Raw genomic sequence first — 19,305 nt, 5'->3', positions numbered from 1 at the left:
CTTTTGCAGCAAATGCACAATCCTCCGAAATACTTCTTCGTAGCAAAATAATTACCAACATTTCTAGTAACCAGCAGCCGATGCATGCCGTGCCTTCCAGCTGCAATAAATAAAAAAGCTCCTTGTTATACAAGGAGCTTTTTTTATGTCAATATTTGATAAATCAAATTATTTCAACACCTCTGCTAATTTCTTTTCCAAATCAGCACCACGCAAATCTGTAGCGATCACGTTACCTTGTGGATCAACTAGGATGTTTGCTGGAATAGAATTGATATTATACAATCTCGCAGCTTCACTTTCCCAACCTTTCAAGTCGCTTACTTGTGTCCAAGTTAAACCATCATCTTTAATGGCCTTAGCCCACGCTTCTTGCTTTTGATCGAGTGATACACCTAAGATGGTAAAGTTTTTTGCTTTATTCGCATTGTACGCTGCTACCACGTTCGGGTTTTCAGCACGACAAGGGCCGCACCAGCTTGCCCAAAAATCTACCAATACGTATTTTCCTTTAAATGAACTCAATGCTACTTTATTACCATCAATACTTGGTAAGGTAAAGTCAACGGCAGGTTTGCCAATTAATTTCGATAACTCGGAACCCGGCGCTGCTTGTTGCTCGTTTTGCTTCACAGCCTTCTCAACTTGCGCTGATAAATCTTTTACCATCGTGTTGTTAGGGTAACGTTTAGCCAAATCTTTTGCAGATGCTTGGATAACTTTCAAATCGTCTTGCGAAACCGGGCGTACTAAGCTCAATGCAAACACACCGGCTACAGGTGATTTTGTATCATTACACGCCTGTAAGAAGTATTTGTTAGTAGACGCTTCATTGTCTTGCAAAGATTTTGCTTTAACGGTAATAACGCTATCACTAGCGCCTGCTGCACGTAAGCTATCCAACTCGCGGGCTGCTGCTGTAAAGGCTGTATTTCTCGTAACTACTTCGTTGAGGATATTTTGTAACTCAACGGATGCTTCGCTACCTGTAATTTTTACATGTTCTAAGTCTTTATAATCACCCGTAATTTTTACATCACCCGCGTCCAAAGCCAAGAAAATAGATCCGCCATTATTGAAGGTTACACGGTATAAGCCCTGTTCAGTTACGGTGCCTTCCAAAGTGCATTTACCAGATGCATCGGTAATTTTAGTAGTATCTACCACTCTTGGAGCCGACATACTCACTTCTTCCAAGGTCACTTTCTCCAGTGGCGCATTGGTTAATTGTAAGTCAATCTTGAAACTTCCTTTCTCCGGGTTATTATTACAACTAGCCAAAAATGCGGCCGCTGCAATCATGAGCACTAATTTTTTCATTACAAATCGTTTATTACGTTGCTTAACTTCCTTTCAAAAGTAACAACTATTGATAGTAAAAAATGTTAAAGTTATAGGATGCAAAATGCATATTACCAGCAACAAGGTTATTGCAACTTATCACTCGTTACAGCAACTACTATGCAGTGTGTACTATTATTTAGCCAATTTTTCTGCTAATAATTTATTCGTCACCTTCGGATCTGCACTACCTTTCGAGGCTTTCATTACTTCTCCCACAAACATCCCCATTAAGCCTTTTTTCCCAGCTCTAAACTCGGCCACTTTATCAGGAAACTTCGCTAATACCTCATCTACAATGGTTTCTATGGAACCCGCATCGGTATTTTGCAACAAGTTCAATTTTGTCGCTAATGCCAATGGCTCCTCGTTCGGTGTTTCGATCAAGGCCGGTAAAAGGCGGCTCGATGCAATTGAGAAGTTCGTTTTACCATCTTGAATGAGTGCTATTATACTAGCAATGGCTGCTGCCGAAACAGGGAACTCGTCGGCCGCAATATTCTTCTCGTTTAAGTACGATTTTACAGGGCCTAACAACCAGTTGGCAGCTGCTTTATATTGATCTGTATGTTGAATGATGTTTTCGAAGTATTGGGCAGTCGATTTATCATCTACAATTACTCTTGCGTCATATTCAGGTAATCCCAATTCTTTCGTATAACGTGCCACCAATTCCTCTGGCAATGCCGGTAATGATTGACGAATATCATCAATAAATTCATCCGTGAAGTTGAACGGGGCTAAATCCGGTTCCGGGAAATAACGGTAATCGTTCGCTTCTTCTTTCGAACGTAATGGGAAAGAGGTATTCGTTGCAGCATCATAACTGCGCGTTTCTTGTACAATAGCACCTCCTGTTTCGGTCAACTCGATTTGGCGCTTTATTTCGCCCTCAATTGCACGTTTTACGTTACGAATAGAGTTCATATTTTTCACCTCTACCTTCGTACCCAAGGTATTCGAACCTTTCGGACGAATAGAAATATTGGCATCGCAACGCATACTACCTTCTTCCATGTTACCATCGCACACATCCAAGTAGCGCACTAAACGGCGCAATTCTGTCAGGTACGAATAAGCATCATCGGCATTATGAATAACCGGGTCGGTTACGATCTCCACCAAAGGAACGCCTGCACGGTTGTAATCCACGTAAGTATAGGCATCATCCTGGTCGTGGATCGATTTACCCGCATCTTCCTCTAAGTGAATACGGTTCAAGATCACGTCTTTCGGACCATCGGCAGAAGGAATCGTTACATAGCCACCCACACAAATAGGGGCTGTATGTTGCGATACTTGGTAGCCTTTGGGTAAGTCGGGGTAGAAATAATTCTTCCTGGCGAAATAGTTTTCTTTTTCGATGGAGCAATGGCAAGCCAAACCCAAGCGGATGGCGTATTCCACTGCCTTTTTATTCATAAACGGTAAAGTACCGGGATGTGCTAGCGTAATAGCGCTAATATGGGTATTCGGTGCGCCACCAAAAGCAGCACTGTCGGCCACAAACAGCTTACTCACTGTTTGTAACTGTGCGTGCACTTCTAAGCCGATCACGGCTTCATACTTGCTATCGTCAATCATTGCGCTCATAAAAATTATTTGATGCGGGTGATCTGTAAAGATATTCAAAGTACCAGGAATATGGGAATTTTCACGAAATTTAGGATAATGGTCCCTATAACCTTATTGAACTTCATCCACAAAATATAAAAGTATGGTCAATATTACACAGATCTACCAATCTCAAAAAGCTTACTTTTCATCGGGAGCCACGAGGGGCTTCGATTTCAGGCGAGAACAATTGCTAAAATTAAAAGCCGTTGTGAAGGAAAATGAGCAAGCTATCTTGGATGCGCTGTATAGCGACCTTCGCAAACCTGCTATGGAAGCATATGCGAGTGAAATTGGGTTCTTGTATGAAGAAATTAACCATGCTTTGAAGCATTTAGCCGATTGGATGCAACCCGAAACAGCCACGGCACCACTTACACAGTTTCCTTCCACGAGTAAAATCATCAAGGAACCATTGGGTGTTGTGCTAATTATTGGCCCCTGGAACTACCCCTTCCAACTAATTATCGATCCACTTGTAGGCGCTATGGCTGCCGGTAACTGTGCTATTTTAAAGCCGTCGGAACTGGCCCCTGCTACCAGCCAAATCATGGCCGATCTTATTACTAAAAACTTCGATCCAGCCTATATAGCCGTAGTAGAAGGTGATGGCGCTACCGTTACACCAGCGCTGATGGAACACCCATTTAACCATGTATTTTTTACGGGAAGTATCCCCGTAGGCAAAAAAGTACTGGCCATGGCTGCCCCTCACCTTACGCCTACTACCCTCGAATTGGGCGGCAAATCGCCCTGCATAGTTGATCAACGTGTGAATTTGAAGGTGGCTGCTAAGCGTATTGTATGGGGAAAATTCTGGAATGCCGGGCAAACCTGCGTGGCACCCGACTACCTTGTGGTGCATGAAAAGGTAAAAACCAAGCTCCTCATTGCTCTACAAAGTGCTATACAGGAATTCTTTGGACAAAATCCACAGGAAAGCCCCGATTATGGTAGAATTATCAACCATAAACGATTCCAAACATTGCGCAACTTTATTGGCGATGGGAAATTACTGTGGGGTGGAAAGTTCGACGAGAACGACCTCTATATCGAACCCACCATCTTAACGGATGTACCAGCCGATGCCCCCGTTATGCAAGAAGAAATCTTTGGTCCTATTTTACCGGTCATCTCCTTCAGTACCAAAGAAGAAGCCCTCCATATAATTGCCCAGCACCCCAATCCTTTATCATTGTACGTGTTTACGAATGATGTTCAAATGGAGCAGTTCTATACCGAAAACATTGCCTTCGGTGGAGGCTGTGTGAACAATACCCTTGTGCATTTAACCAGTGCCACATTGCCTTTTGGAGGCGTAGGCGCCAGCGGAATGGGTAGGTATCACGGGCAATACAGTTTCGATTTATTCTCACATCATAAATCGATCATGAAAACAGGTACTTGGTTAGATGTACCCATCAAATACCCACCTTTCGGGAATAAATTGAAAACATTGAAATTACTCATGAAATAAAATAGCAAAAGCCTTCTCCATCTTTGGGAGAAGGCTTTCTGCTTGGAACATACACATTCCAAGGTTGCTTTACAATCTTTCGGTGTTTAATTGCTTAGGAACAGGTATTTCCGAAGATTGTGTTTTTCCATTGCGAATGTAATCGATAGAAAAAGTGCCTTTGTTTTGTTGGGAACGAACGGCATCAACTACATCCCTTGCATTGCGAACGGGGCTACCAGCAATAGAAGAAACAATATCATTAGGTTGCAAACCCGCTTTCTCAGCGACCGAACCCGGTTCAATTGAAATTATTTTGGCCCCGGCAGTATTTTCTGTGTCTTGCACTGTAATGCCGAGTCGCTGTCCACTTTCACTTTCCTCAGCATCATGGAAGAAGCGCATGAATGGTACATTGGGGCCTTGGCGGAAGAAGAAGCTATTTAAATCTTGCCCAGGCATTACCTTGAAATTCTTCGTCGCCACCTGCTTACGTTCTTGCAGTTTTACAGTAGCTGTTTTTGATTTGCCTTCGCGGGTATACGTTACCGTAATACGCTCGTTGGGCTTAAACTTGCTAATGGTTTCGAAGAGTTCTTTAGGTTCGTTGATGTTCGTGTTATTAATTTTCGTTATCACGTCGCCTTCTTTGATACCTGCTAATTCAGCAGCACTTTTAGGTGCTACTTGTGTAACAGTGGTACCTTTTGCTTCTTTCTTTTCTGTGATAACGCCTAACACGGCTTTACTAGCCCAAGGAAATGGTTTTTCCTGCTGGAGTTTCGACGGCGGATTTGCATCATCTTTGAACAAATCGTTGAATGAAAGACCGTCTTGTACATTAAGACTGTTGTTGAATTGATTGCCATCTTGGGGCGTGACTTTCCTGAACAACACGATAAAATCTTGGTTCGCTTGTTCATCTACTTTCTTGCCATCTACCCATATCTCGCCATCTTTTAATTCAATGATTACTTTTCCGTTCTTATCATTTTTGCGCTTTACTACTATTTCATCATACTCACCCCATCCTTTTTCTTTCGCATTCGTTTGTGCATAGGTTGGATGGCTCAGAAATAAGCTACAGCCGGCAAAAAGGGATAACCCCAAAAGTTGAAGGTTGCGTTGCATAGTTCCAATCGTTTTTAAAAATGATGGGACAAAAATAGGCGCGACCCATAGATAAGAAAAAGTTAAAACGCGATGAGAAAGCTAAAAGGAATGTTAAAAAACGTGTAGGCGTTATCGTTTCTTGGATTGGTATTTCAACCAAAAACGCAATACAAGTGCCCCAAAGAGGGCCCCCAAGGTATCAAAAAGGAAATCGTATAAGTCGAAACTACGGTTCGCAATAAAGTACTTCTGAATATATTCAATCGCCAATCCCATGGCAGATGCACCTATTACCGACACCGTAATAAAGCCCCTTGGAATGCGACCAAAATTTTTGAAATACCCAAAACCCAATAGTACTACTACCCCCGCAAACATGCCGAAGTGAACGATTTTGTCGAAATGGATCTTGTCGAGAAAGGAAACAGAGGGAAGGTCTTTCCCAGGAAGGGTACATAACACAAGAATGAGAATGATCCATAAAATTGCGGGTACAAAAAAACGGAGCATTCTCATTCTGTGTCTATATTAAAAATTAAACTATTAATCGGTTGTCGATTAGCCTACCAACTTAGCGTAGTCCGCTGCAGTCAATAATTTATTTACATCAGCCGGGTTTTTAACGGTCATTTTAACCATCCAACCTTCGCCATATGGATCTTCGTTTACTAATTCTGGTGAACCTTCTAATTCTTCGTTGAATTGATCAAGTTTACCGGCAACAGGTAAAAACAAATCAGATACCGTTTTTACTGCTTCTACAGTGCCGAAAGTATCTTCAGCTTCTAAAGATTTACCGATGGTTGGAATATCTACGAATACGATATCGCCCAATTCGCGCTGTGCGAATTCAGTAATACCAATAGTTGCAACATTGCCTTCTAATAAAACCCATTCGTGGTCTTTTGTGTAGCGCAAGTTATCAGGAAAATTCATAACAAGTTTGATTTTGAGGGGTAAAATTACTTATAACCTTCAGAAAAATAAAAAGTTTTAATTGTACTATGTTTTTCTCCACCTTGATGGGTGCGAAATGACAATTCTTAGAAGAACAAGAATTTTTTCTTCAAGCGAATCTTCATAGGAACGTCTTTCACAGGGCGATCGCGCTTGTCGGTTTCAACTGCAGCAATCTTATCAATCACTTCCATGCCCGAAATTACTTCGCCAAACACGGTATAATTTTGATCCAAATGTGGCACACCACCTATTGTTTTATACACCTCGCGTTGGTTCGCCGGTATTTTGCGGCCCTTTAAACGGGTGGTTTCCAAGGTATCTAGTCCTCCATCGGTATACTTTTTACCTTGTACAATATAAAACTGGCAGCCAGATGAAGCTTTCGCCGGGTTATTATCCCGTGCCGCAGCTAGTACGCCTTTCTTGTGGAATAAATCAGCGCGAAATTCCGCCGGGATGGTATACCCTACATCTCCTTCACCTAATGCAGCACCCGGCTGCGCATGCTTCGAATCGGGATCGCCACCTTGAATCATAAAATTCTTGATCACGCGGTGGAACAATACGCTATCGTAAAAATGTTTCTTTACGAGTTTGATGAAGTTATCCCGGTGTAGCGGGGTTTCATCATACAATTTAATTACCATGGTGCCATATGGCGTGATCACTTTTACTTTACGGTTTTTAGCCGCTACAACCTGCGCGAGGGCCAAAAATAAACTAACGATGAGTACGATTTTCTTCATGTTGATATGCAAAGGTTTTAAATGCCAATCTTCCTTCAATCCTATCCCAGCTTCCATTCTATTCTACTTCAAAATACTCCAGCACGTATTCTTTTAACAAGTGCTCCTGCTCCTGTAAACCCATTTTAGGTACAGGCGATACTTCCTTAAAATGTGGCCAGCCATCGTTGTCTAAGCCTTCAAACTCGAAATAGCCTCCTAGGCTTAACAAGGTACAAACTGCAATATGCATCAAGTCTTGTTTCTGCTCCTTGGTATATTTCTTCTTGAATTTTTGTAATTCTTGTACGCCAATCAAAAATAGAATGGCCTCCATATTGGGCGTTTTGCCGAAGCGTTCGGTAAGCATCTCTTCCAGCGCTTTCCATCTTTGCCCGAAATCGTCGTGCATATGTATGTTGATTTATGCTTGTGAATATATATGCGGCATGCTTTTTTCGCTTGCCGTCATCAAATGTACGCTTTCATTAAAAATTCTATGTAAATATCCAGGGGTTTATTAAATTGGAATTTTTTTACAACCATATTCAAAGAGCCTATACCAACCAGGTGAGCAAGTTTAACAGCATTTTAACTGCTAGAAACCGCCACGGTGGCTAATCTGAAAAATGGAATCGTTATTTTAGCAACCTCGAAATGTTCATAGCATGGAAAATACATCGCAAGACATCCGTCAACTTAATGAAAAGATCCACCAGGCGAGCGCTTTTGTCGACCTGCTCAATTTGGAACTCGGCAAGGCTATTGTCGGCCAAAAATACATGGTCGAAAGGTTGTTAATCGGTTTGCTGGCACAAGGCCACGTTCTATTAGAAGGTGTGCCCGGCTTGGCAAAAACCTTATCGATTAAATCATTATCGTCTGCCATCAATGGTAAATTCAGCCGTATCCAGTTTACACCCGATTTGTTGCCGGCCGACGTTGTAGGTACAATGATCTACAACCAACAACGCAACGAATTCATGGTGCGCAAGGGTCCTATCTTTGCTAACTTCATCTTGGCTGATGAAATCAACCGCGCCCCGGCAAAAGTACAAAGTGCCTTGCTGGAAGCTATGCAGGAAAAACAAATTACCATCGGCGACACTACCTTTAAGTTGGAAGAACCTTTCTTAGTACTAGCCACCCAAAACCCCATCGAGCAAGAAGGTACCTATATGCTACCAGAAGCTCAAGTGGATCGTTTTATGCTGAAAGTAGTCATCGGCTACCCTACTAAAGAAGAGGAAAGACTCATCATCCGCCAGAACCTCAATCCTGAAGGTATGAGCAAAATACAACCGATTATTAGTCCTGAAGATATCCTCAACGCCCGCAAACTTGTGCGTGAAGTGTATATGGACGAAAAAATCGAACGTTATATCCTCGACATCGTTTTCGCTACCCGTAACCCGGAAGAATATAAATTATCGAAACTGAAACCATTGATCTCGTACGGCGGTTCTCCACGTGCCAGCATCAACTTGGCTTTAGCTTCTAAAGCTTACGCGTTCATGAAACGCCGCGGCTACGTTATTCCAGAAGATGTACGCAATGTTTGCTTCGATGTAATGCGTCACCGCGTTGGCTTAACCTACGAAGCAGAAGCAGAAAACGTTACTGCTGAAAATATCTTGAGCGAGATTTTGAATGCTGTAGAAGTGCCATAGTAGAGCAAGTGGTACTACCACAGCTTTATACTGTTTGTGACAAAACACATCATTAAACACCCGGCCTATAACTGCAAATCATGGAAACAGCGGAAATACTTAAGAAAGTACGACAAATAGAAATTAAAACAAAAGGTTTAACAAACCACATCTTTGCAGGCGAATATCATAGCGCCTTCAAAGGACGGGGTATGAACTTTAGCGAGGTACGCGATTATCATTTCGGTGATGATGTGCGCGCCATTGATTGGAACGTAACAGCGCGTTTTAATACGCCGTATATCAAAGTATTTGAAGAAGAACGCGAGCTAACCGTGATGTTATTGGTTGATATGAGCGAAAGCGAAAGCTTCGGTACTGCCAAGCAAAGCAAACGCGAAATGCTCACGGAACTTTGTGCTGTATTGGCTTTCTCGGCCATTAAGAACAACGACAAAGTAGGTGTTATCTTCTTTAGTGATGGCGTTGAGAAGTATATCCCGCCCAAAAAAGGTAAATCACATATCCTTTTCATCATCCGCGAATTATTATCGTACGAACCCAAGAAAAAAGGCACCAACATCGCCGAAACACTACGGTTCTTCAACAATGCCGCGAAAAAACGCAGCATCGTTTTCTTATTAAGCGATTTTATTTCCGGTAATTACCAAGATGCCCTCAACATCGCCGCCAAAAGGCACGATATGGTAGGCATCCATGTATATGATCCACGCGACAAGGAATTGCCACCGGTTGGACTTATTCAACTGCGCGACGGCGAAACCGGTCATACACAATGGATCGATGCTAGCGATAAAAAGGTGCGTGACTATTACACACAACAGTTTATGCAACATTCACAATATTGTCGTAATGCATTTATGAAAAGCGGTGCCGAACTTGTTTCCATCCGTACCGATGAAGATTATGTGAAAGCATTACAATCATTTTTCCTCAAACGAGTATAACCTACGGAGCGCTTAACCAATGAAATTGCATAAAAAGCATATCGTCGTTACACTATTTCTACAATGCATATTGGCCGTTTTGGTAGCATTTCCATATGCCGCCAAAGCGCAAAACTATTTCCAGGTAGACGCGAAACCCGACAGTAATCACATTCGCATCGGCGAACAAGTGAATATTAATTTGTCGGCCCGCGTTGAATTAGGCGCCTTGAAAGGGGCTGCCTTTAAAGTGATATTTCCCATAGTGCCCGATTCTTTTAACCACATCGAAGTGGTAGATAAAGGCGCCTTGGATACTTCTAAAAGCACGGATGCAGTAAGTTTCTTCAGCAGAACCATTACCGTTACCAGCTTTGATAGTGGCCGTTGGGAAATACCACCTATGAAATTCGAAGTATTCAGTATCACCGATGGTTCATACGATTCTGTATTTACAGAGCCATTCTTTTTAGATGTGAATACCGTGCAAGTAGATACAACGAAAGCCTTCAAGCCCATTAAGAATGTGGAAGAAGTACCTTTCAACTTGCTCGACTTTTTGAAAGATTATTGGTGGGCGATATTAATTGGTGTAGGAGTGATTGGTGGTATTATTGCCCTGGTTATTTGGAATAATAAACGGAAGAACAAACCTGTTGAGGTACCAAAGAAACCGGAAATTACACCGTACCAATTGGCCATGAATGGACTTATGAAGCTGAAGCAAGATCAAGCTTGGATACATACGGATAGTAAAACCTATTACACGACCTTAACAGATGTGTTGCGCCTCTACTTCGAACAACAATTCAAAATTGCTGCCTTGGAACAAACCAGTGCCGAGTTGTTACAAAACATCAAACCGGTAACTGTATTGAACCAACAAAAGGATCAACTCCGCGCTTTGTTAACGTTATCCGACTTAGCAAAATTCGCGAAGTTCGAACCTACCCCGCAAGAATTGGAAGACAGCTTACAAAAGGCAATCGGCATCGTGGAATGGACAAAAGCCGCCGCACAGAATGCCGAAGCAAAGGAAAACGCTGGCGACAACCCGGAACAAAACAATAACTAACGACTAATTCGACATAATAGATGAACCTTGATACGTGGAAACATATCACATTTGCACAGCCGCTATTCTTCTGGTTGTTGTTATTAGTGCCCGTTATGATTTATTGGCAACTACGCCAAAGCAAACGCGCCGATAGCACCTTCCAAGTATCCAGCTTGCAGGGTTTAAGAGGACTTCCAATTTCGTGGAAAGTACGCTTCCGCCCCGTGTTGTTCATCTTGCGTTTACTCGCTTTTGCCGCCCTCGTAGCAGCTTTAGCCCGTCCGCAAACTTCCAACACCTCCGAAAATATCGACAGTGAAGGGATCGACATCGTACTAGGAATCGATATCTCGGGTAGTATGTTGGCCGAAGATTTACAACCCAACCGTATGGAAGCTGCTAAAAAAGTAGCTGCCGACTTTATTGATAGCCGTATTAGCGACCGTATTGGATTAGTAATTTTCGCCGGTGAAAGCTTCACCCAGTGCCCGATTACTACCGACCACGGCGTGTTAAAAGCGCAATTAATGCAAGTAAGAAGCGGGATGTTACAAGATGGTACCGCCATTGGTATGGGTTTGGCTACTTCTGTAGATCGCTTACGTACCAGCCAAGCGAAAAGTAAAGTGATCATCTTATTAACCGACGGTGTGAACAACACCGGCCTCGTAGATCCACTCACTGCATTAGAAATCGCCAAAGCTTACAAAGTACGCGTTTACACCATTGGAGTAGGCACAATTGGTCAAGCACCAGCCCCTACCCCGATGCCCGACGGTTCTATACAAATGCAAATGCAAGACGTACAAATCGACGAACCCCTGATGCGTAAAATCGCGAAAGAAACAGGTGGCCAGTACTTCCGTGCTACAGGCAATGCATCTTTAGAAAATATCTACCGCGAGATCGATAAGTTAGAACGCACGAAAGTTGAAATTACCTCGTATAAACGTTATAAGGAACATTTCTTCCCATTGGCAATGATGGCTTTAGCATGTTTGTTCTTAGAGATCATATTGCGATATACAGTGTTCAGAAGATTACCTTAATACTCCGCGAAGGAGTTACATCATATTTTTGTTCGTCCTTTATTATTGACGGTCTTTGCTTAAATGCGAAGACCGTTTTTTAATACCCATTGTTCTTATATTCGATTACCTTCCAATAGCACCATCCATTCTTTTCGCAAGCTGCTGCTTTTCGCAGTAGCTTATATTAACTTCAACTATCCCCCCAATATATCTCCGCCTACTTACCTTGTCTTTACAAAGTAGAGATGCACTTCGTAGTTTCTCTGTCGGTTCTCTGTAGCTTCTCTATAGTTCCTCTATAGTTCCTCTGTAGTTTCTCCGTAGTTTGTTCGGTATTACCCTATCTCCACCCTATCTTCTGCCTAGTAAAAGCCTATCCCTACCCTATCCTTACCCTATCTAAAGCCTATCCCAAGCCTATCTCGAGCCTATCTTTTGCCTATCCCTGGCCTATTTCCACTATTGTATATCAATTAGTTAACTTCATATTCCTAAAACCACCAAACATTAGTTATTCATTTCCAATGTCCCCAGCGATTTTGGACCCAGATTTCGCAGTGGAGGAATGACCTGCTACGAAAATGTAGGAGTTTATATTGAACATGGTGGTTTTGTATGGAAGAAAAGGGAGATCATGCGAATAGGGAAATGGGACTGATCCAATTAAACATGTATTTCAAACAAATAGCCCTAACTTTATTGTTCAATTAAAGTATATAAGAGCTGTGCAAGCAATCGTTTATAGATCAACAGGTAGCTGGTATACCGTGAAAACGGCAGAAGGCGCGTTTATCCAGGCGCGTATGAAAGGGATTTTCAAGAAAGACGAGGATATCACTTCTACCAATCCTATTGCTGTGGGCGATTTGGTGGACATTGAAATGGAAGCCAATAGCGCCGAAAATACGGCCATGATTACCAATATCTTAGATCGCCGAAACTACATCGTGCGCTCTTCCCCCCATAATAAACACAAAAAACATATCGTAGCCGCCAATCTCGACCAGGCGATGCTTATCTGTACTGTGAAGGAACCACGTACCTCGCAAGGGTTTATCGACCGTTTCCTTGTTACAGCTGCGGCATACCATATCCCGGCCATCCTTGTTTTCAATAAGAAGGATATCTACAAAGCCAAGGAAATGGAAAAATATGAAGATTGGGATGCCCTTTACAGCGAAATCGGGTATAAAGTAATGCTCGTTTCCGCGAATACAGGGGAAGGCCTCGATGAACTGAATGCTATCTTAAAAGATAAAACCACCCTCGTAAGCGGGCACTCCGGTGTGGGTAAATCCTCTTTAATCAACCTAATCGTACCTGGCCTCGAACAAAAAACGAAGGCTGTTAGCGGTTGGAGCGGTAAAGGGTTACATACCACTACTTTCGCAGAAATGTTCGACCTACCACAAGGCGGCGCTTTAATCGATACACCCGGTATTAGGGAACTTGGCATCGTGGATATTCCACGGGGCGAATTGTCGCACTACTTCTTGGAAATGCAGGCTTATATCCCGCAATGCCAATTCAATAACTGTTTACATATCAACGAACCTGGCTGTGCTGTGAAGGAAGCTGTAAATGAAGGAGAAATTGATGTGGAAAGGTACGTAAGCTATGCCACCATGCTCGAAACTATCGACGATAAAAATTACTAATCACCTCGTTCACCATAACAAAGAAAGCGCGTTCAGAAGACGCGCTTTACTTTTTATATCAATCAAACTTTAACCTTTACGTTTCCCTCCAAATAACCCCAAGAAGCCTTTCTTCTTCGGCGGCGCACTCATCTCATCGAGCACCTTCTCGGCACCTTTATTTCGCTCGTTTGTAGGGCATCCTACTTTTTGGGAACGACAACTGCACATTGTGCCAGCCACTACCAGTAATAAAACATATTTTCTCATGTGCAACAAGATCGTTTTCGTGTAAATAACAATTGAAAGGTAAAATAGATGCAAGATGCTAGAATAACCGGGTTTGTTTAACAGCCCGCATATTCTGCTTTCGTTCCTTTTTGGAATAATTATTCGTACCCGGGCATCCACTTTTCTCCGTTGCACATGCTTGGCATAGGCATACGATCAGCACCAACAAGATAGCTGCTCTTTTCATAGGAGGGATTTTGTTGGTGTAAATATAATACTTTTTTATAAAGTATTATGCCGGGTCCTTAAACCAACCGGAATACATTAAGTAGTTATTCGCGATACGGTTTATTTCCCCGCTTATCAGTTCTTGGCTAATGCTTTTTACTTTTTTAGCTGGAACACCGGCGTAAATAGAGCCTGCCTCTACCACGGTATTTTCAAGTACTACAGCGCCTGCTGCAATAATAGAATTGCTACCAATTTTACAGTTATCCATCACAATAGCCCCCATCCCAATCAGCACATTATCATCTACGGTACAGCCATGTACAATGGCGTTATGACCAATAGATACGTTGTTACCAATTACTGTTTTCGTTTTCTCATAGGTACAATGAATAACGGCGCCATCTTGCACATTTACTTTGTTGCCCATTACAATGCTATTCACATCGCCGCGCACAACTGCATTAAACCAAATGCTACAATCGTCGCCCATATGCACATCTCCTACAATGGTTGCATTCGGGGCTATAAAACAATTTTCTCCCATTTTAGGCAGTACGCCTTTCACCGGTAATATAACGGGCATCTTAATTTTTTTAAAGGTGATACAATGTTCTTCTTCGTATGCAGAAGGAAGGTTTACAAAGATAGGCATTAAGAACTTCGCTAACTTCGCGCAGTAACTTGAATGAATTATGAACAACAGGCAGCTTTTTTTACAGCACGTAGCACAAACGTCCGACGCTCCTTTAGCGATTGAATTTACAAAGGCTTCAGGTATGTATATGTGGGACAATCATGGCAAACAATACATCGATATGATTGCCGGTATCAGCGTTTGTAATGTTGGTCATTGCCATCCTGCGGTTGTAGAAGCCATTCAATCACAAGCAGCGCAATACATGCACTTACTCGTGTACGGAGAATTTGTACAAGCACCGCAAGTGCAATACGCCACGTATTTAAGCAGTATTTTACCCCCATCACTTAACTGTGTATACTTCACCAACTCGGGTTCCGAAGCCACAGAAGGCGCTATGAAATTAGCGAAACGATACACAGGTAGGCACGAAATCATTGCTTTTAAAAATAGCTACCACGGCTCTACTCAAGGCTCACTAAGCATTATGGGCGACGAGTACTGGAGAAATGCCTACAGGCCGTTATTACCCGGCATTCATCATCTCGATTATAACTCATTCGAAGCGATCGACGCTATCAATCATAATACTGCCGCTGTATTCGCAGAATCGGTACAAGCTGAAGCGGGCGTATATAAAGCATCGAAAGAATGGATGCAAGCCTTGCGCAAGAAATGTACTGAAACAGGTACACTGTTGGTACTCGATGAAATACAATGTGGCTTTGGTAGAAACGGCTTTCTATGGTCGTTTGAACAATACGGTATTGTACCCGATGTAGTACTACTCGGTAAAGCATTGGGAGCGGGAATGCCTTTGGGTGCATTTGTAGCGGATAAAGAAATTATGTGGAGCTTGACGAATAACCCCGTGTTAGGTCATATTACCACGTTCGGCGGCCACCCGGTAGCTTGTGCAGCCGGTTTAGCGGGTGCGAAGGCTTTGGTGGAAGGCGATTATATAGCTACCATACCTGCAAAAGAACAGTTGTTCCTCGATTTATTAAAGCATCCTAAGATTAAAGCGGTGAGGAGTGTTGGGATGATGTTCGCGGTAGAGTTCGAAAGCTTTGAAGTGAATAAGAAGATTATCGACGATTGTATTGCGAATGGGTTAATTACGGATTGGTTCTTGTTTGCACCGGCTTGCTTACGCTTGGTTCCACCATTGATTATTACGGAAGACGAAGTACGTACGGCGTGTAAAATTATATTAGACGCCATCGACCGCGTAACATTCTAGCATAAAAAATCCCCCCGGAACCGGGGGGAACAACTAAACTGCTTATGTGAGATTGTATAAGACGAAGATTATTGTTTACCAGCTTCGTTTTGAACGTCAGATTTCATCTTCTCGTTCGCATAGATGGAAAACTCAACACGACGGTTTTTAGCGCGGTTTTCTTCAGAATCATTCGGGTATTTAGGCTGAGTTTCGCCGTACCAGAATGTTTGAATCCTGTTTGCGCTAACACCTACAGACTTCAAGTAGTTTGCTACAGAAGTTGCACGGCGTTCAGATAAACCGTAGTTGTATGTATCAGAACCTACGTCGTCGGTATGACCTTCAACACGTACGTAAGTGTCTGGGTATTTATTTAAAATTTCTGCTAGCTTTTGGATGTTTGTTTTAGCGGTTGCGTTTAAATCTGATTTATCGAAACCGAATAACACGCCAGAGTTGAAAGTAACGTTAATACCTTCACCCACACGTTCTACTTGTGCGTTAGGTACTTCGTTCTTAATATCTTGTGCTTGTTTATCCATTTTCTTACCGATTAAAACACCGGCAGTACCACCTACTGCGGCACCAATAATGGCACCTAAAGCCGTATTACCGGCAACTTTACCAATTACTGCACCAGCAGCCGCACCGCCACCTGTGCCGATCACTGCACCTTTCTTAGAATTATCCATATTCTGCCAAGTGCTACAGCTACTAAATAATAGAGCACCAATAAGGGCGAAGGCTACTAATGCATTCATTCGTTTCATCATAGAGAATTTTATCTTAAAAAAATTTTTATTGCTGCAAACATGCTGCTACTTATCTCCGGCAAGCATAAATCAAATCTCTTGCCAAAGATAGCGGGTACTACATAAGCAGTTTAGTGTAAATAAGTTAAAAATTTGAAAAATTGATACGTATAGGGTGAATGAAACACCAAGCGTGCATTATTTTCCAAAGAAGCCACCCAACAAGTCGCCTAATCCACCACCTTCACTCTTCTGTTCGCCACCTTGTTGCTGTTGTTTGGCACCTTTGCTTAACATGCTGGCAAAGTCTTGGAAATCAACGTCACCGTCGCCATCCTTATCTAAGCCTAATTTGCCCAACATACCTTGTACGTTTAAGCCGGCTACGTTGCCACCCGTTAAAGAAGATAAAATGCTGGTTAAATCGAAACCTTTGTCGTTAGGGTCGTTGGTTTTCTTTACCATGCTATTCATCACCGTTGGGATCAACGAACCTGCAATAGAAGTAGCAGCTTCGGGGCTGATGTTGAATTTTTGCATGATGTTGGTAATGAAGTTACCAGAGATACCGTTTACCAATGGGTTGGCAGCAACATCTGCTCCACCGCCATTGAACAATGCCAATACATCTTTCGCTTGGCCATTGGCTAAAGCATTCTGCAACACGGAAGTAATTGAATTGGTAGCTTCGCCGATAACCGCTTCATTTTGTTCGTTAGGAACTGCGGGGTTTGCTACTACTGCGTCTGTAGCATAGTTTCTCACTAATTGCACTAATTGATCTATCATGGTGAAATGATTTTATAGGATAAATTGATTTGTATACTGATGAAGATTTGACGGGATATTATTGTTGGTTTCTCGTAAAGCAGTTAATCACGTTATGATTTGCATCTCGGCCACTTCTATGCCCCGCTGGTGCAACCTCAATACAAACACTTTTCCCCCGGGCATTGTTTTAAAGATGACTTCCAGAGGGAAAGTTAAAGCTGGTTCGTGGGTAGGCATCCAAGTTTTCTGTTCCCGGTCAACAACAATAAATAATCCATGTGCATCGCCTACGGCACTAAACTGTTCATTATCACCATCATAAACCGGTACTCCAACTTGCTGTAAAGCCTCGTTCGTTTGATCGACCCGTTCAACCGGTAACCCAATTTCGCTCACCGACATCCAATGCTGGGCGCTAAATATCCCGGGTACATCGTATGCCAGGTCGCGCCGTGCTATTAATTCCACGATATTCCCTGCTGGGTCGTGAAAGTATAACGCGTCGGCATTCCAATGTGGGAATGGAACGATCAGTTGATTGTGGTAGGGCAATAATGTTACTCTTGCCTGTAACCAATCGTGTGCTTGTACTAAAAGATGAGCTGGAATGTTGATGGCAAAATGATAATAGGCGCTTTCTTCGGTGGCTTCAAACACTATTTCGCTGCTTCCTATTTGAATGATGGCCCGTAGCCCGTCGTGCGATGTTGTTACTGGCAACCCAATAACACTTTCATAAAATGTAACCAGCTGTGGCAGGCGATTGGTGTGTAAATGTAACCTGAGTATCTCCATGTTAAACCATTTAATACCCCAATCGCCGCAAACGCCCTGCCGGAAATATTATTCGCCGCCTTGCTTTAATTTCTCTGCATTCTCTGCAAACTGCAATGCTTCCACCATTTCGTTAATATCACCACTCATAAAGGCATCCAAGTTGTAGATGGTCATACCAATACGGTGGTCGGTCACACGACCTTGGGGATAGTTATAAGTTCTGATTTTCGCGGAACGGTCACCAGTTGATACCAAGCTCTTACGTTGAGAAGCAATAGCATCTTCGTGTTTACGTACAGCCGCTTCGTAGATACGCGTACGCAACATTTTCATGGCGATATCGCGGTTCGAGTGTTGGCTTCTACCTTCCTGGCATTCTACTACAACACCTGTTGGGATGTGCGTTAAACGAACGGCAGATTCCGTTTTGTTTACGTGCTGACCACCCGCGCCGGAAGAACGGAAAGTATCCATTTTAATATCGGCTTCGCGGATTTCAACGTCTACCTCTTCAGCTTCTGGTAAAACTGCTACCGTAGCTGCAGAAGTGTGTACCCTACCCGATGCTTCTGTAGCAGGAACACGTTGTACGCGGTGTACACCCGATTCGAATTTCAAAGTACCGTACACATCATCACCACTTACCTCAACAACAACCTCTTTATAACCACCGGCAGAACCAGGGTTTTCGTTCATGATGCTAGTTTTCCAGCCTTTGATCTCGAAATAGCGTAAATACATACGGAATAGGTTACCCGCAAAAAGGCTCGCCTCGTCGCCACCTGTACCGGCACGAATCTCGAGGATGGCATTTTTCTCATCTTGCGGATCTTTTGGAATTAACAAGTTGCGGATGTTCGCTTCCACTTCTTCTTTTTGGTTCGCTAACGATTCCGTTTCTTCTTTCGCTAGCTCACGCATTTCTTCATCACCACTTTCTAACACCTCTTTGTTGAAAGCGATGGCATCTATCACATTTTTGTATGCTTCGTATGCCTTCACAATTTTTTCAAGCTGGCGGTATTCTTTACTTAATTTACCGAACTGCTTGTTGTCGCTCACTACTTCGGGGTTCGTGAGCGCTAGCGCTACCTGGTCGTAACGACCTTTTATGGCCTCTAGTTTGTCTATCATAATTATCTTTGATACCG

21 protein-coding genes are annotated in these 19,305 nt (G+C 42.8%); 7 read left to right on the top strand and 14 right to left on the bottom strand.

Annotated features, from left to right (window positions below; genetic code table 11):
• Nucleotides 1-168 precede the first annotated feature (168 nt).
• The gene (locus LX64_RS13890) at nucleotides 169-1,320 is read right to left on the bottom strand and encodes a TlpA disulfide reductase family protein (RefSeq protein ID WP_111598279.1); all 1,152 of its coding nucleotides are present in this window, start codon (nucleotides 1,318-1,320) and stop codon (nucleotides 169-171) included.
• Between the two features lie 156 nt (nucleotides 1,321-1,476).
• Nucleotides 1,477-2,934 (bottom strand): Asp-tRNA(Asn)/Glu-tRNA(Gln) amidotransferase subunit GatB, encoded by a 1,458-nt coding sequence (gatB, locus tag LX64_RS13885; protein WP_111598278.1) that lies wholly within the window; start codon nucleotides 2,932-2,934, stop codon nucleotides 1,477-1,479.
• Between the two features lie 124 nt (nucleotides 2,935-3,058).
• Here gatB and LX64_RS13880 point away from each other — a divergent pair, with 124 nt between their 5' ends.
• Nucleotides 3,059-4,432, top strand: coding sequence for an aldehyde dehydrogenase (locus tag LX64_RS13880; protein WP_111598277.1), 1,374 nt, complete (start codon nucleotides 3,059-3,061; stop codon nucleotides 4,430-4,432).
• A 69-nt stretch (nucleotides 4,433-4,501) separates the two neighbouring features.
• Here LX64_RS13880 and LX64_RS13875 read toward each other — a convergent pair whose 3' ends face one another.
• The 5 genes from LX64_RS13875 to LX64_RS13855 form a co-directional block, all read right to left on the bottom strand.
• The gene (locus tag LX64_RS13875; RefSeq protein WP_111598276.1) at nucleotides 4,502-5,542 is read right to left on the bottom strand and encodes a PDZ domain-containing protein; all 1,041 of its coding nucleotides are present in this window, start codon (nucleotides 5,540-5,542) and stop codon (nucleotides 4,502-4,504) included.
• 111 nt (nucleotides 5,543-5,653) lie between these two features.
• Complete coding sequence (locus LX64_RS13870) at nucleotides 5,654-6,040, bottom strand: VanZ family protein (protein ID WP_111598275.1); 387 nt, start codon at nucleotides 6,038-6,040, stop codon at nucleotides 5,654-5,656.
• A 42-nt stretch (nucleotides 6,041-6,082) separates the two neighbouring features.
• Nucleotides 6,083-6,460 carry a glycine cleavage system protein GcvH gene (gene gcvH / locus LX64_RS13865; protein WP_111598274.1) on the bottom strand — a complete coding sequence of 126 codons (378 nt, stop codon included), beginning with the start codon at nucleotides 6,458-6,460 and terminating at the stop codon, nucleotides 6,083-6,085.
• Between the two features lie 107 nt (nucleotides 6,461-6,567).
• Complete coding sequence (locus LX64_RS13860; protein WP_111598624.1) at nucleotides 6,568-7,230, bottom strand: peptidylprolyl isomerase; 663 nt, start codon at nucleotides 7,228-7,230, stop codon at nucleotides 6,568-6,570.
• Between the two features lie 58 nt (nucleotides 7,231-7,288).
• A complete protein-coding gene (locus tag LX64_RS13855) occupies nucleotides 7,289-7,621 on the bottom strand; it encodes a hypothetical protein (protein WP_111598273.1) in 333 nt (110 codons plus the stop codon).
• A gap of 256 nt (nucleotides 7,622-7,877) precedes the next feature.
• Between LX64_RS13855 and LX64_RS13850 the strand changes: the two genes are divergently transcribed.
• The 5 genes from LX64_RS13850 to rsgA all read left to right on the top strand — a co-directional run bounded on the left by LX64_RS13850 (nucleotide 7,878) and on the right by rsgA (nucleotide 13,551).
• Nucleotides 7,878-8,879, top strand: coding sequence for an AAA family ATPase (locus LX64_RS13850; RefSeq protein ID WP_111598272.1), 1,002 nt, complete (start codon nucleotides 7,878-7,880; stop codon nucleotides 8,877-8,879).
• An 80-nt stretch (nucleotides 8,880-8,959) separates the two neighbouring features.
• Nucleotides 8,960-9,826, top strand: a complete 867-nt coding sequence (locus tag LX64_RS13845; protein ID WP_111598271.1) for a DUF58 domain-containing protein — start codon at nucleotides 8,960-8,962, stop codon at nucleotides 9,824-9,826.
• A 19-nt stretch (nucleotides 9,827-9,845) separates the two neighbouring features.
• Entirely contained in the window at nucleotides 9,846-10,880 is a 1,035-nt protein-coding gene (locus tag LX64_RS13840) for a hypothetical protein (protein ID WP_111598270.1), read from the top strand.
• A gap of 20 nt (nucleotides 10,881-10,900) precedes the next feature.
• Complete coding sequence (locus tag LX64_RS13835) at nucleotides 10,901-11,911, top strand: vWA domain-containing protein (RefSeq protein WP_111598269.1); 1,011 nt, start codon at nucleotides 10,901-10,903, stop codon at nucleotides 11,909-11,911.
• 707 nt (nucleotides 11,912-12,618) lie between these two features.
• A complete protein-coding gene (gene rsgA, locus LX64_RS13830) occupies nucleotides 12,619-13,551 on the top strand; it encodes a ribosome small subunit-dependent GTPase A (RefSeq protein ID WP_111598268.1) in 933 nt (310 codons plus the stop codon).
• 69 nt (nucleotides 13,552-13,620) lie between these two features.
• Here rsgA and LX64_RS13825 read toward each other — a convergent pair whose 3' ends face one another.
• Genes LX64_RS13825 through LX64_RS13820 form a run of 3 tightly spaced genes read right to left on the bottom strand, consistent with a single transcriptional unit; the run spans nucleotide 13,621 to nucleotide 14,575 of the window.
• Nucleotides 13,621-13,800, bottom strand: a complete 180-nt coding sequence (locus LX64_RS13825) for a hypothetical protein (RefSeq protein ID WP_111598267.1) — start codon at nucleotides 13,798-13,800, stop codon at nucleotides 13,621-13,623.
• Nucleotides 13,801-13,858: 58 nt separating this feature from the next.
• Entirely contained in the window at nucleotides 13,859-14,008 is a 150-nt protein-coding gene (locus LX64_RS26045; protein ID WP_158538619.1) for a hypothetical protein, read from the bottom strand.
• A gap of 45 nt (nucleotides 14,009-14,053) precedes the next feature.
• Nucleotides 14,054-14,575 carry a gamma carbonic anhydrase family protein gene (locus tag LX64_RS13820; RefSeq protein ID WP_111598623.1) on the bottom strand — a complete coding sequence of 174 codons (522 nt, stop codon included), beginning with the start codon at nucleotides 14,573-14,575 and terminating at the stop codon, nucleotides 14,054-14,056.
• A gap of 109 nt (nucleotides 14,576-14,684) precedes the next feature.
• Between LX64_RS13820 and LX64_RS13815 the strand changes: the two genes are divergently transcribed.
• Nucleotides 14,685-15,872: an aspartate aminotransferase family protein gene (locus LX64_RS13815; RefSeq protein ID WP_111598266.1), complete on the top strand. Its 1,188-nt coding sequence runs from the start codon at nucleotides 14,685-14,687 to the stop codon at nucleotides 15,870-15,872.
• Between the two features lie 68 nt (nucleotides 15,873-15,940).
• Here LX64_RS13815 and LX64_RS13810 read toward each other — a convergent pair whose 3' ends face one another.
• The 4 genes from LX64_RS13810 to prfA form a co-directional block, all read right to left on the bottom strand.
• A complete protein-coding gene (locus tag LX64_RS13810; RefSeq protein WP_111598622.1) occupies nucleotides 15,941-16,624 on the bottom strand; it encodes an OmpA family protein in 684 nt (227 codons plus the stop codon).
• A gap of 180 nt (nucleotides 16,625-16,804) precedes the next feature.
• Nucleotides 16,805-17,395, bottom strand: a complete 591-nt coding sequence (locus LX64_RS13805; protein ID WP_111598265.1) for a hypothetical protein — start codon at nucleotides 17,393-17,395, stop codon at nucleotides 16,805-16,807.
• 87 nt (nucleotides 17,396-17,482) lie between these two features.
• Nucleotides 17,483-18,172, bottom strand: coding sequence for a VOC family protein (locus LX64_RS13800; protein WP_111598264.1), 690 nt, complete (start codon nucleotides 18,170-18,172; stop codon nucleotides 17,483-17,485).
• 48 nt (nucleotides 18,173-18,220) lie between these two features.
• Nucleotides 18,221-19,288: a peptide chain release factor 1 gene (prfA, locus tag LX64_RS13795; protein WP_111598263.1), complete on the bottom strand. Its 1,068-nt coding sequence runs from the start codon at nucleotides 19,286-19,288 to the stop codon at nucleotides 18,221-18,223.
• Nucleotides 19,289-19,305 lie beyond the last annotated feature (17 nt).

Origin of the sequence: Chitinophaga skermanii (assembly GCF_003259335.1) — a bacterium.
Classification (GTDB): Bacteria; Bacteroidota; Bacteroidia; order Chitinophagales; family Chitinophagaceae; genus Chitinophaga; species Chitinophaga skermanii.
Note: the sequence above shows the minus strand (reverse complement) of the source record. Positions and strands in the feature narration are given on the sequence as shown.